We start from the raw sequence: 20,664 nt of genomic DNA, 5'->3' as shown, positions 1-20,664 counted from the left end.
GTTCAGCCCCCTTGGATTCCGGCTGCGATGACTGCACGACCGATCGGCGCAGCAACCGAGCCACCGGTAGCGGCAAGTCCGCGGTCACCACCGTTCTCGACGATGACGGCCACGGCGACCGTCGGATTCTGCGCCGGTGCAAAAGCGATGTACCAGGCGTGCGGCGGAGTTTCCCGCGGATTCACGCCGTGCTCGGCGGTACCGGTCTTGGACGCGATCTGAACCCCGGGGATCTTGCCGTCGCCGCCGGTGAAGTTCTCCGAGCCGATCATCAGATCGGTCAGCGTTGCCGCCACTGCCGGCGAGATCGCCTGACCCATCGACACCGGTGACGGCGTACTGAGATCGGTCAGATCGGGTGCCTGCAACTGGGAGATCAGGTTGGGCTGCATCCGCACACCACCGTTTGCGACGGTCGCGGCGATCACCGCATTTTCGAGCGGGGTCACCGCGACGTCACGCTGGCCGATGCTGGTCTGGCCGAGGGCAGCGTCGTCGGAGATGTCGCCGACGGTGCTGTCTGCGACCGGCAGCGGGATCGCGGGAGTGTTGGGTCCGATGCCGAAAGCGCTGGCTTCGTCCTTGATGGCGTCGGCGCCGTCCTTGATGCCCAGTTCGACGAAGGCCGTGTTGCACGAGCGCGCAAACGCTTCACGCAACGACGCCGTCGGATTGGGGCCGCAGGTGCTGCCGTTGTAGTTCTCGAGGGTCGTGCTGGTGCCGGGCAGCGTGATCTGCGGCGCCGCGGTCAGCTGGTCGTCCGGGGTCGCACCGTTGCCCAGTGCTGCGGCGGTGGTGAGCACCTTGAACGTCGAACCGGGCGGGTAGGTCTGCGAGATCGCGCGGTTGACCAGCGGATCGTTGGGATCGGCGTTGAGCTCGTCCCACGCCCTCGTGGTTTCGGCGCCGTCGTGGCTGGCGAGCAGGTTCGGGTCGTAGCTCGGGGTGCTGACCATCGTCAGGATGCGTCCGGTGCTCGGCTCGATGGCAACGACGGAACCGGTGTAGCCCTTGCTGGTCAACTGGTCGTATGCCACCTGCTGCATGGCCGGATTGAGCGTCGTGACGACGTTGCCGCCGCGCGGATCGCGTCCGGAGACCAAGTCGAAGAAGCGCTGGCTGAACAGCCGGTTGTCCGAGCCGTTGAGAATCGGATCCTCGGTGCGCTCGAGGCCGGCGCTGCCGTACTGCATCGAGTAGAAGCCCGTGACCGGTGCGTACGGGTACGGATTCGGATACTGGCGCAGGTACTTGTACCGGTCGTCGGTGGCCTGGGAGGCCGCCAGTACCTGTCCGGCCGCCGAGATCTGACCTCGCTGGCGTGAGTACTCGTCGAGCAGCACCCGTGAGTTGCGCGGGTCGGCTCGCAGGTCGTCAGCTTTGATGACCTGTACGTACGTGGCGTTGGCGAGGAGCGCGACGACCATCACCATGACGGCCATCGCGACGCGGCGCAGTGGAGTGTTCATACGCGCGGCATCATCTCGGTATTGGCGTCAGCGATTGGGGGCGGGCCTTTCTTCTTCGTCACTACCGGCGCACGAGCCGCGTCCGAGATCCGGACGAGGATGGCCAGCAGTAGGTAGTTCGCGAGCAGCGACGAGCCGCCGTACGACATGAACGGTGTTGTCAGACCCGTCAGCGGGATCAGCTTGGTGACGCCGCCGACGACGACAAAGATCTGGATCGCGATCGTGAACGACAGACCGGCGGCGAGCAGTTTGCCGAAGCTGTCGCGCACCGCCAACGCCGTACGCAGGCCGCGCACGATGAGAAGCAGGAACAGCATCAGCACAGCCGCCAGGCCGATCAGGCCGAGCTCTTCGCCGATGGTCGCGATGATGAAGTCCGTCTTCGCGAACGGGACCTGGTTGGGCCGACCACTACCCAGACCTGTTCCGGCGATACCACCAGTGGCCAGGCCGAACAGCGACTGCGAGATCTGATAACCGGTGTTGGCGTAGTCGCCGAGCGGGTCCAGCCAGGTGTCGACGCGCACGCGCACGTGACCGAACATCTTGTAGGCGAAGAAGAATCCGATGGCGAGCAGTCCGCCGCCGATCACCAGCCAGCCCACACGTTCGGTCGCGATGTAGAGCATCACCAGCACGGTGCTGAAGAGCAGCAGCGACGTACCGAGGTCGGTTTCGAAGACGAGAACGCCCACCGAGACGATCCAGGCGAGCAGGATCGGGCCGAGGTCGCGGGCACGCGGAAAATCCATGCCCAGGAAGTGTTTACCGGCCGAGGTGAACAGGTCGCGCTTGGCGACGAGCACTGACGCGAAGAAGATGATGAGCAGGATCTTCGCGAACTCACCTGGCTGAATGCTGAAACCGGGCAGGCGAATCCAGATCTTCGCGCCGTTCACGCTCGAGAACTTCGCCGGCAGGATCGCGGGAATCGCCAGGAACACCAGGCCCGCGAGGCCGAGTGTGTAGCTGAACCGCGCCATCAGGCGGTAGTCCTTCAAGAACACGAGCAGCAGCACAAAACCGGTGATCGCCAGCGCAGTCCACATGACTTGCTGGTTCGCATCCGGAGACGGTGCTTCGACGCCGTTGTAGAGCGCTGTCTGTTCGTCGGCGAGGTCGAGTCGGTGGATGAGCACCAGCCCAAGGCCGTTGAGCAGGGCGACGATCGGGAGCAACAGCGGATCGGCGTACGGCGCATACCGCCGAATTGCCAAGTGCGCGATCAGGAACAGGCCCGTGTACGCGAGCGCGTACTTGGCCAGATCGAGAGTGATCTTCTGTTCCTGGCTCGCCTCGACGAGCAGAAGCGAGACCGTCGTGATGATGACGGCAAAGCCCAGGAGCAGCAGCTCCATGTTTCGACGGGTCGACTGGACCGGCGCCGGGGCAAAACCTCCGGGCGGACTCGGAAAAGCAGTCCCCGCAGCTGCGTTGGACGACATCAGTTGACCGTCCTGCAAGTCTGACCGGGAACTTCGGTCGGCGTAGGCGTAGTTGTGGGTGCCGCCGTTGTCGGCGCAACAGGCTCCGCGGGCGGTGCGGGGGGCGGCGTGGTCTCCGGTGCCGGCGGGGGAGTGGGCGTGGCCGTCGTCGTCGGAACCGGCTCACAACGAGGCAGCAGATCGCCGCCGATGAGACGGATCATCTGGCTCTGCGCATCTTCACGCTTGCCGGACGGCAGCCCGGCGCGCACCTGCTCCTGCGCCGACGGCTGCAGATCCGTCACCTCGAGGATGTTGCAGTTGCTGGGAATCGCGTCGGGGGAGACGAGGGTCAGGACGTCGTCGTCGCCGACGCAACCCACCAGATCCGCGTCTTGCAGCGAGTATCCGAGCACCGAACCGGGGATTCCGCGCAGCACCGTCACGCGGCCGTTGTCTTCGCCGACGTAGTAGTTGTTGCGGATGACGGCGCGGCCGATCACAGCGCCGACGCCGACCAGCGCGATCAGCACCACGGCGAGAACCGCCCACCACAACCGGTTCCGCTTCTTCTTCGGTTCCGGTTCGGGTTGGGAGACAACTCGCTTGGGCGTCGCGCGCGGCGGACGCATGGCAGCGGCGCGGCCGGCAGCGGTGTTGGGCGGAGGAGAGTCCTCTTCCTCTTCCGTCGACGCGGCACCCGCGACGATGGGATGCGACTGGCCGTAATCGAGGTCGATGACATCGGCGACGACGACGGTGACGTTGTCGGGACCGCCGCTGCGCAGCGCCAATTCGATGAGACGGTCGGCGCACTGCTCCTGCGAGCCCTCGCGCATCGTGTTCTCGATGGTCTCGTCGCTGACCACGTCGGAGAGGCCGTCGGAGCAGAGCAGGTAACGATCGCCGGCGCGGGCTTCGCGCACGGTGAGCGTCGGCTCGATCTCGTTGCCGGTCAACGCCCGCATGATCAGGGATCGCTGCGGGTGAGTGTGGGCCTGCTCGGCGGTGATCCTGCCCTCGTCGACCAGCGACTGAACGAACGTGTCGTCGCGGGTGATCTGCGTCAGGTTGTCGTCGCGCAGCAGGTAGGCGCGCGAGTCGCCGATGTGCACGAGGCCGAGCTTGCTGCCGGAGAAGAGGATCGCGGTGAGCGTGGTGCCCATGCCGTCGAGTTCGGGTTCTTCCTCGACGTGATCGGCGATGGAATCGTTGCCCTCGCGGGTGGCTGCCTCGAGCTTGCCGAGCAGATCCTCGCCGGGCTCGTCGTCGTCGAGATGCGCCAGAGCGGCAATCATCAACTGCGACGCGACCTCACCGGCCGCGTGTCCGCCCATACCGTCGGCCAAGGCCAGCAGGCGTGCACCGGCGTACACGGAATCTTCGTTATTGGAGCGCACGAGACCGCGGTCGCTGCGCGCCGCGTAGCGGAGAACAAGGGTCACGGGCGTAGCTCGATTACCGTCTTGCCGACGCGAACCGGAGTGCCCAGCGGGACGCGCACCGCAGTTGTGACCTTGGCGCGGTCCAGATAGGTGCCGTTGGTCGACCCGAGATCCTCGACGTACCAATCAGCTCCGCGCTGCGAGAGCCTCGCATGGCGCGTCGACGCGTAATCGTCGGTGAGAACGAGCGTCGAGTCGTCGGCGCGGCCGATCATGACGGGCTGAGAACCCAGGGTGATGCGGGTACCGGCGAGGGCGCCCTGCGTGACCACCAGGTACCGAGGCACCTTCGCCTTGCCCAGCGAGGGCAGGACCTTTCCGGCGCGGGTGTACCGCGGCGGAACCCTGACCCCGGAGCCGGCATAGATATCGGAGCGGAGAGTGCGGAGGACTGCCCAGACGAACAGCCACAGTAGGAGCAGGAAGCCCGCCCGTGTGAGTTGCAGAATCAGGCCCTGCACGGCTGTCCACCTCCTTCTATGGCTCGAGCCCCGCCGCAGCGGGGTTCGAGCATTGTCGACTGGCAGCATCATAGGGGGCTCTGGGCCCCGAAGATCACGATACTGACAGCCGCGTGACGGCGGCGCGCCGACGGACCGCCGAATGTTCGATTGTTATCGGAAAAATCCTGGCGTCCGTTTCTCAGCTCAGAGAATGCGAACCAGAATCTCCGAGTGACCTGCACGAATGATGTCGCCGTCTGCCAGCTGCCAGTCCTGGACCGGTGCTCCGTTGACGGTGGTGCCGTTCGTGGATCCCAAATCGGACAGCATCGCGGTGCGGCCGTCCCAACGGATGTCGATGTGGCGACGTGAGACGCCGGTGTCCGGGAGGCGGAACTGAGCTTCCTGGCCGCGGCCGATGACATTGCTGCCGTCGCGAAGCTGGAAGTGACGTCCGCTGCCGTCCTCGAGCTGCAAGGTTGCCGTCAGGCTCTGGGCCGTCGGTGCGTAACCGCCCTGCGGCTGGGCGTAGCCCTGCTGCGGGTAGGCCTGCGTCTGCTCGAAGTTGCCGCCCTGCTCGTAGCCACCCTGCTCGTACGGCTGCTGTGTGTACGCCTGCTGGTCGTAGCCGCCCTGCTGGTAGCTCTGCTGGTCGTAGCCCGGCTGATCGTAGGACTGGCCGTTGTACGGCTGCTGGTAACCCTGCTGGTCGTAGCCGCCCTGCTGGTAGCCCTGCTGGTCGTACCCACCCTGGTACGCCTGCTGGCCGTAGCCCTGCTGGTCGTACGGCTGCTGCTGGTAACCCTGCTGGTCGTAGCCGCCGCCCTGCTGGTCATAGCCCTGCTGGTCGTAACCGGCCTGCTCGTACGGCTGCTGCTGGTTCGGGTACGCCTGCTGGTCGTAGCCACCCTGCTGCTGGTTGTAGCCCTGCTGGTCGTCGCCCGTGCGGTAACCGTCGCCGCGGTCGTAACCGTTCTGGTACGGCGCTTCCTGGCCCTGCGGAGCGGCGTAACCGCCGTCGTCGTGGGAGTACCCGTTCCGTGCCGGCTGCTGCGGTTCGGGCTGGCGACCCGCCGGTTCGCGGCTTGGTTCGTAGCCTGAGTTCTGCGTCATGGGGCCGGCTCCTGGTTGTGACGGGACTGGATTGGAAACAGGGGGAACAATCGGTGCGGGTCGCTGAGGCGGCCGTTGTGGAGGCCGCGACGAAACCTGCGGAACATGCGACGGCGGCGATGCCTGCTCGGCGTCACCATCCGGGTCGACGGTTCCGCGGGTGCGGAACTGACCGGTGTGGAGCGTAGGCGAAGGCTCGAAAGTGACCGAGATGTCGCCGTACGTCTGCCAACCCTGATCGCGGATGAAATCCTGCAGGTGTCGGCTGAAAGCTTTGGTCGTCAGTTCGCGATCGGCTGCCAACTCTTCGTGATCGGAGTTGTTGATGGTGATCACGTAGTTGTTGGGGGCGAGAAGGATTCCGCCGCCGAGGTGCTCGACGCGGTCACGTGCCTCCTGCTGGAGCGCCGCCTCTACTTCCTGCGGCACAACACCACCACCGAAGACCCGCGCGAATGCGTCGCCGACAGCTCCTTGGAGCTTTCGTTCGAAACGCTGCACGATGCCCATCGGGCCCTCCTCTCGCCTCGCATCTACGACGGCAAAATGCTCGGCAAGTAGCGCCGGCACCGCCTTGTCGCGTGTCGTCCAAACTGCTGTACAGGTTCCACGGTACTGTCAAATGTCGCTTCGGCAGTACCTGGCCGCTGTTTCAGCATGGTATCGGTTCTGGGCTTTCGGGTGCTCGGTGTTCACCTATTCGTGCCCTGAGCTGCACGAATAGAACTTTCAAAGTTTGTCGTGATAATGTTTCGGCGTTGCTCGGGCGAGTGGCGGAATGGCAGACGCGCTGGCTTCAGGTGCCAGTGTCCTTAGGGACGTGGGGGTTCAAGTCCCCCTTCGCCCACCACAAGACGAGGCTACAAACTCTAGCGAGTTTGTAGCCTCGTTTTTGTTGTCGGCTATCTGGCCGCAGCCTGAATGAAGCTCAGAACGAAGTCCAGTGCGGTGCCTTCAAAGGAGTCGTTGACTGGTTGAGTGGCCGCGGCGGGCGCAGTGATCTGAGGGTTCATCATCCCTGGCGGCAATGTGCCGGGTGGGAGATTGATGATGGCGTTGATGTCGTAGATGGTGTTGTCGGGGCCGTTGGTCACCGAGAACGAGATACTGCCGAAGTCAGCGACCGGGGTGTCGGCTGATGCAGTACCAACTGCACTGCCGAAGGTGATCGCGGCAGCGAGCGCGCCGACACCGAGGGCCGCGGTGGTCCGGGACAAACGAGTAGGCGTTGCGGGTCCATTCACAGATGTGCTCCCTTTCGTGGTGACAGCATCCGTGCGCGGGATGCCAAGCAGCCAGGAGATTGCAACCACTATCGAGGAAGATAACGGACATTCACTCCATGGTGGGGTGGTTCGGCACGAAGTGCTTCGCCGTTCTGGAGTTGTGGGGATGGACGTAGGCCACGAGAACGACAAAGAGATTCGACCATGAACGACGATTAATAAGACGCCGGCCAACTGGATCACCACGGAGCCAGGTAGGAGGCATCGCGTCGAAATGGTATTGGAAGGCTGGCGAGGAGTGGATCGTAAGAGTGTTCCCTGTGTGGATGAAGAAAATATGTCCTCCTTTGGTGCGATACCCCCAGGGCGAACGATGTACTGGAACCTAGGACTACCGGGAGATGCGTCCGTCGAACCGCCCGGCTGAAAGTGCGCATATCTACTTGAAGTGTCGGTACAGAGTGGTTCGTCCGACGCTGATGATTTCGGCGATGTCGATGAGATGCATTCCATTTTCCCGCATACGTTGTGCCTATGCGAGTTTCGTCGATGTCATCTTCGGGGGCCGGCCGCCGGTGCGGGTTCGTGCGGCGGCGAGGCCGACTTGGGTGCGTTCTCGGATCAGGTTGCGTTCGAATTCTGCGAGTGCGCAGAAGATAGGAGAAGATGAGTTTCCCGCGGGAGGTGGTGGTGTCGATCGCTTCGGTCAACGATTTGAAGCCGACTCCGCGGGCGGCGAGATCTTCGACAGTTTGCAGCAGGTGGGGCAGTTAGCGTCCCAACCGGTCGAGGCGCCAGACGACAAGGGTGTCTCCGTCGCGAAGATGCGACAGGAGATCCATCAGTTGCGGCCGGGTGGTGGTTGCGCCGGATGCGGTTTCGGCCCAGACCTTGAAACAGCCGGCGCTCAAGCGTCGCTCTGCGGATCGACGCTCTGATCGGTAGTCGAGACCCTCGCGTAGCCCAAAAGTTCACCCATGAGACAGCAATTTCCAGAACTCACCGACAGGCTACATATTGGACCATCGGTTTTGGACACGAGTTTCGGAACAGATCTTCGACCAGCTCACAGAAAATTGTCTTCGATGTTTCAAATACGAGCGTTTATGAAACGTCGTTCGATGACGCCGAAAATCGGAGCCGATCGACTGCCGAACCCGACACGAGTGTGTGCTTGAGGTCGCCGGCACGGTTGCTGACCCGCGCGGCGACAGCAGGGTGTCCAATATTATTTGATAATTCGGATAACATGAACGTGATATTCATTCGGCATGCAACGAAGAGGAATCCCTGTGGCTGAACTATTTATTCGTCAACTTATCGACGATCTCGACGGGAAACCTATCGACACGGGATTAGGGCACGAGGTCACCTTCTCCTATCAGGGTGCTGATTATCGAATTGATCTTCGGCCCACCAATGCCGACAAGATCGAAGCTGCCTTCGCCCCGTATATCAAGGTCGCCGAGAAAGTCTCCTCTGCCGGCAAAGCCCGTGCGAAAGTCTCCGCTGCGACCAAGCCGTCAGGCTCCGGTCGATCAGCCGAACAGCTCAAAGCGATCCGGGAATGGGCTGGCAAGAACGGCTTCGACGTCTCCCCACGCGGAAGAGTCAGAGCCGACGTCATCGATGCTTTCGACGCCGCACACTGAGGCTTGTGAACCGCATCGTCGTTTGCTGATATCAGGCTAGTTCGAGACCGCCCTCGGCGGCGAAGACCAATCGACCGTCGTCGAGGGGCGATCGCCCACCGTTTCACCGGTGCCCAATCCCGACCCAGGTCAGTGTCGTCGATGACGGTATCGGCGAAGTCCTCGACCACGGTGCCGACCTGCGGTTTGGTATCGCGAGACCGTGATCCGGAGGTCCGGATCACGGTGACCCTGGAACCGACTGCGATGGGATCGGTAGGTTGAGCGTCAGAGTCGGGCATAGATCTGATTCTGGCAGAGACGCCGCCAGGCCGCCTCCTCAGCCAACGATCACTGGTGTTTCAAAAACGGTCGTTTATGAAACATCGTTCGGTGACGCCGAAAGTCGGGTCCGATCGGCTGCCGAGACCGCTGTTGGCGCGCTCGAGGCCGACTGCGTGGTGAGCGGTGGGTGAGGCGACAGAATAAACAAATCGATGTATCTGATACTGCATATAATAGTAACGAGATACTCATTCCGCATTCAGCGATGAGAATTTGCTGTGTCCGAATGGCCATTCGCCGACTCGCCGACTCGTCGACGATCTCGACGCAAACCGATCAACACAGGATTGGCGACATTGAGGTCTCCCTTGACGGGAAGGCCTGCGCGAAAATGATAAGTGAATTACTTATCATTTTCCTTATTTCGCTTGTACATCCTTTGATCTCGAACATTTTTTTCTTTGATGGATCTAATTTTCGCAGCACGGGATGAATGGCGTCGCGTTATTCGAATAAGTGTAATTGATCCCAAAATTGCATACATTCCCAATCCGAGTATGATCGAAGTTAAAATTATGAGAAGATTGGATGGGATTGCCTGATATATTAGGATGTTGACAATGGATAAACTTGCCATGGAGAACGAAGCGGTAGAAACAATCTCGTAGGGGTGTCGAACTCTTGATTCATCCCAATCGATCGCACGAACTAATTCGCCATACTCCCCCTTAGTAAGTAAGTCGGTGACCCATCGACTCGCAACTAGTGTTGTCGCCCCAATTGCAACGCCAGCCGCAACTCCTGCGATCAAGATGGGTCCAATTCCCTTGAGTTCCTCGCCCCGAATCCACGAAGTGACGCAGAAGGAAATGGCTAACAAGGCACTTACGCAAAGGTCCCAGTTTCGCGTAAGTGCGTGCCAGCCCTGCTTACCCGGCGATTTCATCGGGAGCATCGTTCATGACCATGGGGGTTGAACCAGCAGGTAAAGTCGATACAGCGTATATGAGCTCGTCTTGGGTTGCTTGAGGGCCCGGACCGCGTGTCCTAATTTTTGCCAGCGTCTTGGATGCGACTCCCTTAGCTTTCGTCCACACTGTTTCATCATTCTTGTCGTCCACTCCAGTCAAAGTGGCTCGCCCATAGTTACGAATTACATGATCCAGTGCCTGCAAAAAAGGTTCTGAATCTGTATTTATCTCTCCATCGGTCGGTGCAACTCCCGCCAGCCGCAGATGCTCGACTCGAGTTTCTTCGACCAGTTTTTCGATTAAATAGTCATCTCCATAGTGGGGGTTGGGGCGATCGAGAGTGAAATCAAATCGAGTGACGCGCTCCACGGTTTGTATCCAGTTATCGTATTCGAACTCGTACGCGAGAGGGGTAAGAACCCAATCAAAATTTGCATCGCTGGAGTTCATAAGTTCACTGAATGCGCGAATAAAAGTAGATTCCCGTACAACGTTCGAAATTAGCTGAAAGCTAATCCGTCCATCGCTTGAGAGGAAAAAGGGTACCGTAACACCTGTAGGGGCTTGGCCCTCAATGAAGTCGCCTTTTTCTTCATCGTATGCAAGTGTGTTGACCTCATCTTCACGAACGAACCCAATTTTTCCGAAGTACCCCTGAGTTGACTCCTCCAAAATTTTTGTGAGTATCCATCGCCTGCGATAAAGATCTTTGTTCAGTCCAGGAGTCCACGATTCATTGACCGCCTGCCTGACTGAGTCGGGGGCGAACAAGCCCTCGAAGGTTACTTGAGCGACAGCGATCGTGTGTTCCGTTTCTCGTACCGAATCTCCCGAGGTTGGCTCAGGTGAGATTGGTCCTGGAGTGGAGAAACGGCCATCTTCGGGGTTGTCGATTGACATGCATCTCTCCTGGTTATTAGTTTTCGAGTATCTTACGTCCCCCATTTTCGGTGGCCTTGATCACTGGGCTCCGCCTGCCACGATTGGACTAAATTGAGTTGTACGTAGCTGAGGTTCTGGATTCGGGTTTGTTCCACTCGTGCCAACAAGATTGACAATGGCCGCCTGTTGTCGCCAGTCCGTAAGCCGATCGTCGACGGACCGCAGCGGCAACTGAAGACGGACCCCCAGGAGCGCGTCACCGTCCTCGTCTGGAACGGGTTCCGCTGGCGCTGAGAACATTCGCTATGCGAGGCCCCAGGGGAGCCCAATCGGCCGAGACCGGCAGCACCCGGTGGTGGAATGTTCAGCGTCAGATGGACGTGTGATTGGTCCTCGGCGGGTCGCGGGTTACATGGAAACGGTTGGGGGATTCACACGGTCCGCTGCGACGGCGAGCACCTAGATTCTGCAGCGCAACATCGCAGATCATTTGGATACCTCTCTAGAGGGTCGATCGATCCGCGGAGATGGTGTGGCGTTCGTTCGGTGGGTGGTCCTGGGCTCACCACACGGCGAGGCGGTACCCGTTATGCGCCCAGCGGTACCCGTTATGCGCCCACGTTCTCCTCGGCGACGACCTGGTAAAACCACTTGGCAATGTCGGAGATCAGGTGAGAGCGGCCGGGGGCGTTGGTAAAGAAGTAGTCGCTCATCTTCACGTGAGCCCCCTGGTTGTCGGCTACTGCGCCGGTGACAGCGTCGTCGAAGTCCGGCGACTCGACGAACTGCTTGGTGGAGTTGACCTTCGCCTGCTGTACGAGGGAGTCGTCGTCGAGCAGAGCCCGCAGCAGTGCCTCGAGGAACGAGAGCTTTTGTGACTGAGTGAAGTCGTCGGACCCGAACAGGTCGTTGAGGCGGTCGAGCACCTGCCGGAAGGCGACCATCGTCGGGTCATGCTTCTCTCCTGAACCGGACGCTGTCACACCTGTGAGCCCCACTCTGGCGCCCAGGCTGATGTCGCTCTTGCCCTGGTCTACCTGCTTGACGCGCTGAAGAATAACATCGGACAAGTCGATGGGTGCGGTGTAGTTTTCGGGCCGGATGACCCTGTCGAGATGGCGCAGATAGATCTGCTTCTTCTCCAATTCCGGGTCGCCGTAGTCGATGATCTGGGACATGAAGTCGTAGAGCCGCACGAACGAACCGATGTCCTTACGGAACATGTCCAGTTCAGCGAGTGCCGCCTTGTCTCCCTCACCGCCATTGTGAATCAAGGCCGCTTGGTAGCGCTCGGCGAACCGCTTCTTTCCCGGGTCCACCGCGGCGGCGAGAGCGCTGTTGCCTCTGCCCTTGACGAACGCCTCCGCGCACTGGTCGACCTCGGCTTGGGTGTAGATCGCGGCGGTGTCGAGCTTCGCCGCGAGATCGTGTACCAGGTTCGGGTCGGTCTCGGTCTCGAGGAACGCGTCGGTGAAGTACGGCTCGAACGCCTCCCGGATCACCGTTGGCTCGTTGACGAAGTCCACGATTTGGGTCATCGCCACGGTCTTCAAGACTCCTGACGGGGTGCGGTACGTTCGGTTGAGCCGCGAAAGAGTCTGGACCGCGGTGACCCCAGACAGGATCCGATCTACGTACATCGCGCAAAGCAGGGGCTGGTCGAACCCGGTCTGGAACTTGTTGGCGACGATCATCACCCTGTACGCATCACCGGTGAAAGCGGTCCGCAGATCGTGAACTCCGGGGTTCATGGTGGCCTCGGTGAAGTCTTTGGGGCCGGACGCTGGGTCTTGGACGGCGCCGGAGAACGCGACCAGGGTGCCGTATCCGTAGCCCTTCTTGGCGATGAAGTCGTCGATCGCGAGTTTGTAGCGAACGGCGGCTTTGCGGGAGTCGGTGACGACCATCGCTTTCGCGTGCCCATCGAGTAGGTGGGCAACGTTGGCGCGGAAGTGCTCGACGATGATCGCGGCCTTCTGGGCGATGGTCTGTGGGTTCAGTTTTACCCAGCGCATGACTTCTTTGGTGGCCTGCGACTGGTCCACCTCGTCCTCGCTGGCCGAGTTCTGCCCGATCTGGAATGCCAGCTTGAACGAGTGATAGCCAGCCAGCACATCGAGGATGTACCCCTCCTCGATGGCCTGCTTCATCGTGTACACGTGGAACGGCACAGGCTTCCCGCCAGCCGCAGGTTCGCGTCCGAACAGCTCCAGGGTCTTGCCCTTCGGGGTGGCGGTGAACGCGAAGTAGGAGATGTTCGTCGACGCTGCACGCTCGGTAGCCTCCGTCGCGAGTACCGCCTCGACGTCGATATCGCCGCCGTCTTTGATGTCTTGCAGCTCCTCCGCGGTTAGGACGGCCTTCAGCTTGCCGGCGACCTGCCCGGACTGCGACGAGTGGGCCTCGTCCGCGATCACGGCGAACTTTTTGCCTTTGAGGCCTTTGTTCTTGCGGATTTCCTCCATCGCGAACGGGAATGTCTGGATGGTGACGACGATGATCAGTTTGCCGTCGGTCAGCGATTTCGCGAGCAGCCCCGACTTCGAACCGCCGGCTCTCGCAGCCTCATCTCGGTCGATTGCGACGACGATGCCTTGATCGTTGTCGATCTGTTTGATCGCGTCCTGCAGTTGTGCATCGAGGACGTTGCGGTCGGTCACTACGATCACCGAGTCGAAGACCTTTTTGTTCTCAACCTGCAGCCGCGCCATCCGGTGTGCGGTCCACGCGATCGAGTCCGTCTTCCCGGAACCTGCGGAGTGCTGGATCAGGTACCGCTTACCGACGCCTTCGGCGGTGACCGTCGCGGTGAGTTCGGAGACTGCTTCCCACTGATGGAACCGGGGGAACCGCAGCGTCGAGGACTTGCTGGTCTTGCCGCTGATCGGGTCCGTGTTGGACTCATGCTTGATGTACATCAGCCGGCCGAGGATGTTCAGCCAGGCATCGCGCTGCAGCACCCGCTCCCACAAATATGAGGTCCTCGACCCGTTCGGGTTCAGCGGGTTCCCTGCACCGCCGTCCTCCGTGCCCCGGTTGAACGGAAGGAAATAGGTTTTGCCCCCAGCGAGCTTGGTGGTCATCCACACCTCGTCGTTGGACACCGCGAAGTGCACCAGCGCGCGGGCACCAGACACGAACAGCGGCTGAGCCTTCCCTGTACCGGGGTCCTTGGGCAGCCGCGACGTGCGGTACTGGGTGATCGCATCGGTGACGGTCTGGGTGAAGTCGGTCTTCAACTCCGTCGTGGCGACAGGCAGGCCGTTGACGAAGAAGACCAGGTCGACCGAGCGGTTGTCGGCGGTTGAGAAGTGCACCTGCCGCATCACCCGTAGCCTCACCGACGCGTACTCGGCGTTCCGCTTCTCGTTCAGTGTCGACTCCGGCCGGAACACGCACATCTGGAACTTTGCGGACAGATGTGAGAAGCCCTTGCGGAGCAGGTTCAGCGTTCCGCCACCGTTCTCCAATGGGGTATCGAGGATCTTTACGACCCGGTCCAGTAACTGATCCTGCTGCTTGGCGACGTCACCCGAGCCGGGCTTGATGACCTTGTCCAACTGCGTCAGCTGTGTGTCGGTGAGCCAGCCGAGCACATCCTCGGGAAACATCGCACGTTCACGGTCATAGCCGGAGTCATTCGTGGAGTACTGCCAGCCATAGGCGTGCAGATGCTCGGCGATCTCCTTCTCGAACTCGACCTCGTTGTGCTGCGCCATCAGACAACCTCCCGCACATCAATCCGCCCGGTCACTGCTGCGGTAACGAGCGCGCTCCGGCGCTCCTGGGAAAGCCCGATGAACTTCTTGGTCTCGGCGATCAGGGTGTCGATCGCGCTCGCACGCGCCAGCCATTCCTCGGCACAACGACGCTGTTCGACAACGTCAAGCGTGGGGAACTCCAGTTCCCTGAGAGCCCCCACGTTGAAGTGTCCCTGGATAGCTCCGACGGAGCCCTGCGTGATTTTAGATTTAGTCGACGGGGCGTTGATGTAGGCGGCAAGAAAGTTGGAGTCGACGTGAGGCCCCGGTCGGACGATCAGCAAGTCAATGGCGTTCACTCCGGCCATATCCGGTGGTATCACTGCAGCAGCACCGGCCTGACCTGTACGTACCACCACAACGTCGCCGGCCCGCAGGCGCGACTTCTTGTGCCGCGCATCACCTTCCAGTGACAAGTAGACGAGATCTTCCGAAATTATATGCCCGGGGCGTACATTGAGGCCGCGAAGCGCCGGGACGCCTTCCTGCACGTACCAGGCCGACGGATTGACCACTATTCCTACGGTCACCTCTTCCACGAAGCGCTTCAGCGGGAATCCAGGAGCATCTGGATTGAATAGTTGATCAGCAACAGCACCGCGCCGGTCCAACAGCATCTCGATGAGCCGCTGCTGCTCCTCGATAAGCGTGTCAATCCGTGCCGTCTCGCGATCGAGCGAGTCCGCGATCTGCTGCTGCTCCTCAACTGGAGGTACGGGAAATGGCATATCAGCAATCATCGGGCGGCGCACGGAGTCTACGGTCGATTTAGCGCTCCCATCGAGGGCTATCAGATGAAACATGCTGCTGAAGGCGAAGTAAAAGTATTGCGGTGTCACACGCCGGAACTCACTGAGAACATAGACCCGTTGGTGTGCCATGAAACGGCCGTGCACTAGGTGAAACACCTTCGCTACGCCAGCGCCGTCGCCCGCCGTAAGGACAGCTGTCGTGTCGTACTCCCACCTGTCCGACCGCAGCGATTGGTCGGACCGAACGTAGAACGGGTAGTCGCCCTCGGGGGTGGCGTCGACCGTGTCGCCGCTGCCAGTTTGAATTTTGACAAGGTGACGCCCGCGAACGACGTCCCAGTGTGACGGGAGTTCATTGAACGTGGGGCGATCATGCGGCGTGTAAGCAGGGTATCGAGTCGATCGCATCACCCCTCGACCTCCCTGAGCAGGTTCATGATCTTGGCGACCTGCTTCTCCAAATCCGCGTCGATCTCGGCGAGCGGGCGGGGTGGGACGTACTTGGAGAAGTGGCGGGTGAATGGGATGTCGTAGCCGATCTTGGTCTTCTTCGTGTCTATCCAGGCATCGGGCACGTGCGGCAGAACCTCGGCTTCGAAGTACGCCTTGATAGTCGTCGCCCGGCCAATGTGGCCTTCGGTGTTACCGCCGTAGGTGAAGGGGATTTTTTCGGTGTCGTGCTTTTTGGTGTCAGGCTTTGGCTTGCCGCTGCGGTCGAGGAGCGGTTTGCCGTCCTCGTCGAGGAGCGGTTGTTCGACGGCGATGGTCCAGTAGGCGAAGTCGGCGGCGGTGAACGTCTGGGAGTAGTCAGGGTCAGCTTCGTCGAAAGCGTCGTACAGGGCGAGAATGTGGTCGCGGGCCTTTTTATCGAGCTCGCGGCTCTTGGCGCCGAGGCTCTTGCTCATCTTGGTCCAGAACGAGGTGGCGTCGATCAGTTGCACCTTGTCCTGGCGCTCGGGGCGCTTGGTGTTGTCGAGGATCCAGATGTAGGTGGCAATGCCGGTATTGAAGAACATGTTCGTCGGCAGCGCGATGATCGCCTCGACCAGGTCGGACTCGAGGAGCCACTGTCGAATCTTCGATGGGCCGGACTCAGCGGCGCCGGTGAAAAGGGGGGAGCCGTTGAGGACGATCCCGGCTCGGCCGCCGCCGTCGTGTGTGGGGCGCATCTTCGACGCGAGGTGACTCAGGAACAGCATCTGACCGTCACCGACGGAGGGGAGCCCGTGGGAGAAGCGGGAGTTCTGTGCGAGCGCTTCGTTCTTCACGGTCTCCTGTGAGGCTTTCCAGTCAACGCCGTAGGGCGGGTTGGACATGCAGAAGTCGAAGGTTCGGTCGAAAAACAGGTCGTCGGCCAGGGTGTCGCCGAGTTTGATGTTGCCGACGTCCTGACCCTTGGCGATCATGTCGGACTTACAGATTGCGTAGGACTGGTCGTTGATCTCCTGCCCGTACAGTCGCAGCCGCGCGTCCGGGTTACGCTCGAGCAGCCGCTCCTCCGCGACAGAGAGCATCCCGCCAGTGCCTGCGGTGGGGTCGTAGATCGTCCGGACGGTGCCCGGCTCTAGCAGGGCCTCGTTGTCCTCCGCGAAGAGAAGGTCGACCATGAGCCGGATCGCGTCGCGCGGCGTGTAGTGCTCTCCGGCCTCCTCATTGGATGCCTCCGCGAACTTGTAGATCAGGTGCTCGAATAGGTCACCCATCTCGGCGTTCGACACCACGTCCGGGTGCAGGTCGACTTCGGCGAACTGTGACGTCACCAGGTACAGGCGATTCTTCTCGTCCAAGGTCGCCAGCTCGTTCTCGAACTTGAACCGTTCGAAGACGTCGATGTTGGCCGAGAACCCGGCAATGTAGTCCATCAGGTTAGCCCGCAATCCCTCGGGATCTTCAAGCAGATGTTCGAAATCGAACGGGCTGGTGTTGTAGAAGGCCAGGCCGGTCTTGCGCTTTACTTGAATGTCCAGGGCGCCGTCTGCGTACCTCGTGGCCAGTGCCCGCACCTCGCTACGGGTGGGCTCGAGGATGCAGTCGAGACGTCGGAGGACCGTGAAGGGCAGGATCACGCCGCCGTACTGATGCGGCTTGTACACGCCGCGGAGCTGGTCCGCGATGCCCCAGACGAAGTTCCCCAGTTTGCTCAAGCCGATCTCCTTTAATGACTGTGCCAGACGTATGACTCGCAGCTCAACTACAGCATGTGCGGCCTGTGGCCCGTTAACGAGGTCAGTCGCCGTCCTGGCTCAGCTCCGCGGGCAAGACAAACGAGAGTGAAGCTAGGTCACGCCGGTTTACTCGCGTTAAAGAATTGCGACCGGAACCGAGACAATATTGCGGTATAGGGCACGCAATGCGGCCGTTGCCGGGTGCGAGCAATACGACCGCGAATGCCTACTTGTGGAGTCCAATAGGAGAAGGCTAATGCCGGAGCTTGAGGATTGCGACGGGCGACTTGCTCACAAGCCTGAGTCCGAGATCGCTCCGACGTTGCTAGACGGCCCCGTCCGGTAGTTCGGGGATCGCGCAGCCGATGAGAGGGCGTGTAACCCGTCACAGAGCGAGAATCTTGCGATGCCATGTATTCGGGGGCGTGAAGCGCAGCGCGTGGCAGCCAGCAACAACGACAAGCGTTTGGATCTCACCGGGCAGATCCAGCGGCATGCTAGGTAGGGCAGACAGGGCGTCGAAGTCTTCTGTGAGGGATCGCACAAGAGAGAAGGCTGCGCCGCGTAAGGGGGCTACGACGACGCCGCATCGCAGACCCACTTCCTCTGCGAGGGAGGCCCGCATGTTGCTCGACTCGGTGTCGAGCCAGTGTTGAACTCGGTCTCGTATCGCAGTGTCGATATCGTAAGGCCGTTCGTGGCCGTGCATATGGCCAGCGAGAAATATTCCTGGTTCAAATGGGGCGTTATCGAAGACATAGCATGCACCACCATGCAGCAATGCCCCGATCCGGACTTGGGTCCTCCAGTCCGCCTTACGTGCGTCTCGGATGCCGTTCTTTTCAAGCTCGACGAGGATTGGTCCAAGCCTCTGGGCGATCCCTTTTAGTCTCGGGACGGGTACACGTTCGCTGAATGCTCCGGCAGCTGCCGAGGTATCGGGCATTACCCACCACGTTTGAGACAGGTCAGGAAACGTTATTACGCCGCCTACCGACTCCTGGAAAGCGTTATCAAACGCCTCAAGAGTCTCACTTCGCATTTCCTTGACTTCGACAGCTGTCTGAGAAGAACGGTAGTCGAGGGTCGCTCCTGGATGTTCGTTCTGGCAGACGCGTTGCAGACCGTGATCACCAAGCAACTGCTCGACAGCAACTCGACCTAATTGCTCCGATGGGGTTTCGTCGGCGCAATTGAGATGGCCGCATATCGCTATTCTCACACCTAAGCATAGCGAGCAGGTCTTCACTCAAAGTCGCTGCGTAACCCACCACATTCCCATTGCCGGGGACATTAGACGGATCGGGTACAACTTCGTAATTTGGACGCAGTCCCCACTTCGCTTCATTTAAAGGCTGTCGAAAATCGATCCGATTTCGTCACCCGGTCGGTGATTGGATTTGTGCAGTTCAGACTTGTTCGGATCTGTCGATAATTCGTGTCGAAATCTATGTCGAATTCCTGCGAGGCATGGTCTTTTCGACGGGGACGCTGGTCGATCTTCCGGTGAAAGCGGATACAGGGACGATGCACAGTTCGGGGCTCACTTCCCGGCAGTACCGTGAGATCTCCGTCGCGGGTGGTTCTGATCGTGTGCTCACCCACCGATAGAGCGAAGGGCCACCTGTTCCCAGAGCCAGTGCTCCGATGACGACAACGGCGATGCACGCCCACTGTCGCCTGGATATCGAATGAGATCCGTGTGGCTGATGGCCGTCCGACATCTTCATTCGTGGATGTACTCCACGTTCGATTCCTTGTTCTTCTTCTCCAGATAGGCGCCGAGCATCCAGATGAGGTTATCGGCGCGTGAGTAGTTGCCGTCCGGCGTGACCGCAACTCCGACCAGTGAGTACCTCAGGAAGTAGTTGAGTGATCGGTCCTTGCTTCCGATCAACGCACAGAGACGATCAACGTCCTCTTCTGCCGTTTCCCTGATTTCGGGCACCCACAGTCCGAGAAGTCTGGTGACGTGGCGGTCGGGTTTGAAACCATTCCAATGCAGGTTGCGGAGGAATTCGCTGGCGAGCGGATACCCCATACCCGGTAGGTCCCGTTCGCGGTGAGTCATCCGAACGAGGCCGCTGTCGAGATGCTTTTCGCCGGGCCACCGGCGTGGGGGTGAGATCAGGTAGCCGGCGAGGATCATCATCAGATGCTGGTTGCCGAGCTGGTAGCCGGCATCCTCTGCGAGGGCGACGAAGGCGCGTGCGATTCCGAGGATCTGGTCGTAGTAATTGGGATGATCGGTCAGCAGCTTCGCCCAGCGGAGGATCGCTTTTGCATCACCGGCGCCCCCCTGCCCGCTCAAATGCTCCCGGATGTCGGCGAGCGTTAACGTCCCGTCGAGGACGGCGGTGTGCGTTTTGTCGGGGTCGAAGTCGTAGAGAAGTCCTTCGAGGTGCCGGTCACGGGCCTTGACGAAACTCGCCCAGTTCCGGGAGTTGCTGCCGAGGGCGTTGACTGCAGCTTTGAAGACCTGCTGGTTGCTGTACGTCTGAGCGAGGGGGTTGTCCATTGCCTCTTGGTCGAGATAGCGCACCGCGTAGTCGAGAAACTGCGACGAGGTGGCGGCATCTGTCGGGAGGCTGTAATCCCTCTCGATCCTCGCCCTGACCTTGTAGTTCGAGAACAACCGTTCACCGACCAGGTCGTAGTCCAACTTCTTCACCATTAGCTCCTCATCGCACGGACCGGATTGCGCTAGAGAGTCGCTTTGGCTTGCCGACGTCCCGTCCTCTGTGGATCGGTCGGTGCGGCGGATTGGTTACCGCCTCGATCTTCCGAGCCTTCGCCGATATCGGTCTGGTCCTGTTTCACACACTCCAGCGGAAGCTGCCCATAACGTGCGGACCGAATGTCAGCGATCAGGGATCGGTCATCGTCAGGTCGCACTGGCGCCATTGTGAGCACGAGCCGCCGGCCGTACCCGAGCCGCTGACCTGCGAGATCGTCTGTGGTGTTGGGTGTTGGGTGTTGGGTGTGCGGTGATGGCGGTCCAATTCTTTCCGACACCTTTGCCCATGTTCATTCCGACGCCTTTTCTTACGCCGTGATAGTGGAAGGCCTTCCGATCCCTGTTCAACAGTGGCTC

The 20,664-nt window shown here is 60.6% G+C and carries 13 protein-coding genes, 1 tRNA gene and 2 pseudogenes; 2 read left to right on the top strand and 14 right to left on the bottom strand.

Features of this window, described 5'->3' with window-relative positions:
* Positions 1 to 2: 2 nt before the first annotated feature.
* The 5 genes from ACWF6P_RS02230 to ACWF6P_RS02210 form a co-directional block, all read right to left on the bottom strand.
* On the bottom strand, positions 3 to 1,469 hold the full coding sequence (locus tag ACWF6P_RS02230; protein ID WP_452619809.1) for a peptidoglycan D,D-transpeptidase FtsI family protein: 1,467 nt from the start codon (positions 1,467 to 1,469) through the stop codon (positions 3 to 5).
* Positions 1,466 to 2,917 carry an FtsW/RodA/SpoVE family cell cycle protein gene (locus ACWF6P_RS02225; RefSeq protein ID WP_007735775.1) on the bottom strand — a complete coding sequence of 484 codons (1,452 nt, stop codon included), beginning with the start codon at positions 2,915 to 2,917 and terminating at the stop codon, positions 1,466 to 1,468. Before ACWF6P_RS02225 ends, ACWF6P_RS02230 begins: the two co-directional genes overlap by 4 nt.
* Positions 2,917 to 4,341, bottom strand: a complete 1,425-nt coding sequence (locus ACWF6P_RS02220) for a protein phosphatase 2C domain-containing protein (protein ID WP_452619808.1) — start codon at positions 4,339 to 4,341, stop codon at positions 2,917 to 2,919. Before ACWF6P_RS02220 ends, ACWF6P_RS02225 begins: the two co-directional genes overlap by 1 nt.
* Positions 4,338 to 4,802 (bottom strand): FHA domain-containing protein FhaB/FipA, encoded by a 465-nt coding sequence (locus ACWF6P_RS02215; protein WP_003943418.1) that lies wholly within the window; start codon positions 4,800 to 4,802, stop codon positions 4,338 to 4,340. Before ACWF6P_RS02215 ends, ACWF6P_RS02220 begins: the two co-directional genes overlap by 4 nt.
* 186 nt (positions 4,803 to 4,988) lie before the next feature.
* Positions 4,989 to 6,407: a DUF3662 and FHA domain-containing protein gene (locus ACWF6P_RS02210; protein WP_050656362.1), complete on the bottom strand. Its 1,419-nt coding sequence runs from the start codon at positions 6,405 to 6,407 to the stop codon at positions 4,989 to 4,991.
* 254 nt (positions 6,408 to 6,661) lie between these two features.
* Between ACWF6P_RS02210 and ACWF6P_RS02205 the strand changes: the two genes are divergently transcribed.
* Positions 6,662 to 6,747, top strand: a tRNA-Leu gene (locus tag ACWF6P_RS02205).
* Positions 6,748 to 6,799: 52 nt separating this feature from the next.
* On the opposite strand, the gene ACWF6P_RS02200 is transcribed toward ACWF6P_RS02205, so the two are convergent.
* Positions 6,800 to 7,141 carry a hypothetical protein gene (locus ACWF6P_RS02200; RefSeq protein ID WP_452619806.1) on the bottom strand — a complete coding sequence of 114 codons (342 nt, stop codon included), beginning with the start codon at positions 7,139 to 7,141 and terminating at the stop codon, positions 6,800 to 6,802.
* A 421-nt stretch (positions 7,142 to 7,562) separates the two neighbouring features.
* Positions 7,563 to 8,102, bottom strand: a pseudogene (locus tag ACWF6P_RS02195) (recombinase family protein).
* Between the two features lie 313 nt (positions 8,103 to 8,415).
* Here ACWF6P_RS02195 and ACWF6P_RS02190 point away from each other — a divergent pair.
* Positions 8,416 to 8,775 (top strand): histone-like nucleoid-structuring protein Lsr2, encoded by a 360-nt coding sequence (locus tag ACWF6P_RS02190; protein ID WP_452619805.1) that lies wholly within the window; start codon positions 8,416 to 8,418, stop codon positions 8,773 to 8,775.
* 31 nt (positions 8,776 to 8,806) lie between these two features.
* On the opposite strand, the pseudogene ACWF6P_RS02185 reads toward ACWF6P_RS02190, so the two are convergent.
* The 7 genes and pseudogenes from ACWF6P_RS02185 to ACWF6P_RS02155 form a co-directional block, all read right to left on the bottom strand.
* Positions 8,807 to 9,056: pseudogene (locus tag ACWF6P_RS02185) on the bottom strand (hypothetical protein).
* A gap of 912 nt (positions 9,057 to 9,968) precedes the next feature.
* Positions 9,969 to 10,910 carry a hypothetical protein gene (locus ACWF6P_RS02180; RefSeq protein ID WP_452619804.1) on the bottom strand — a complete coding sequence of 314 codons (942 nt, stop codon included), beginning with the start codon at positions 10,908 to 10,910 and terminating at the stop codon, positions 9,969 to 9,971.
* Between the two features lie 590 nt (positions 10,911 to 11,500).
* Positions 11,501 to 14,611, bottom strand: coding sequence for a type I restriction endonuclease subunit R (locus tag ACWF6P_RS02175; protein WP_452619803.1), 3,111 nt, complete (start codon positions 14,609 to 14,611; stop codon positions 11,501 to 11,503).
* On the bottom strand, positions 14,611 to 15,813 hold the full coding sequence (locus ACWF6P_RS02170; protein ID WP_452620431.1) for a restriction endonuclease subunit S: 1,203 nt from the start codon (positions 15,811 to 15,813) through the stop codon (positions 14,611 to 14,613). Before ACWF6P_RS02170 ends, ACWF6P_RS02175 begins: the two co-directional genes overlap by 1 nt.
* Positions 15,813 to 17,549, bottom strand: a complete 1,737-nt coding sequence (locus ACWF6P_RS02165) for a type I restriction-modification system subunit M (RefSeq protein ID WP_452619802.1) — start codon at positions 17,547 to 17,549, stop codon at positions 15,813 to 15,815. Before ACWF6P_RS02165 ends, ACWF6P_RS02170 begins: the two co-directional genes overlap by 1 nt.
* Positions 17,550 to 17,955: 406 nt before the next feature.
* Positions 17,956 to 18,792 carry a hypothetical protein gene (locus tag ACWF6P_RS02160; protein WP_452619801.1) on the bottom strand — a complete coding sequence of 279 codons (837 nt, stop codon included), beginning with the start codon at positions 18,790 to 18,792 and terminating at the stop codon, positions 17,956 to 17,958.
* A 504-nt stretch (positions 18,793 to 19,296) separates the two neighbouring features.
* Positions 19,297 to 20,241: a hypothetical protein gene (locus ACWF6P_RS02155; protein ID WP_452619800.1), complete on the bottom strand. Its 945-nt coding sequence runs from the start codon at positions 20,239 to 20,241 to the stop codon at positions 19,297 to 19,299.
* Between the last annotated feature and the right edge of the window lie 423 nt (positions 20,242 to 20,664).

The organism is Rhodococcus sp. NPDC055024 (genome assembly GCF_053608585.1).
The sequence above is the reverse complement of the archived record's forward strand: the minus strand, read 5'-3'. Positions and strand labels throughout refer to the sequence as shown.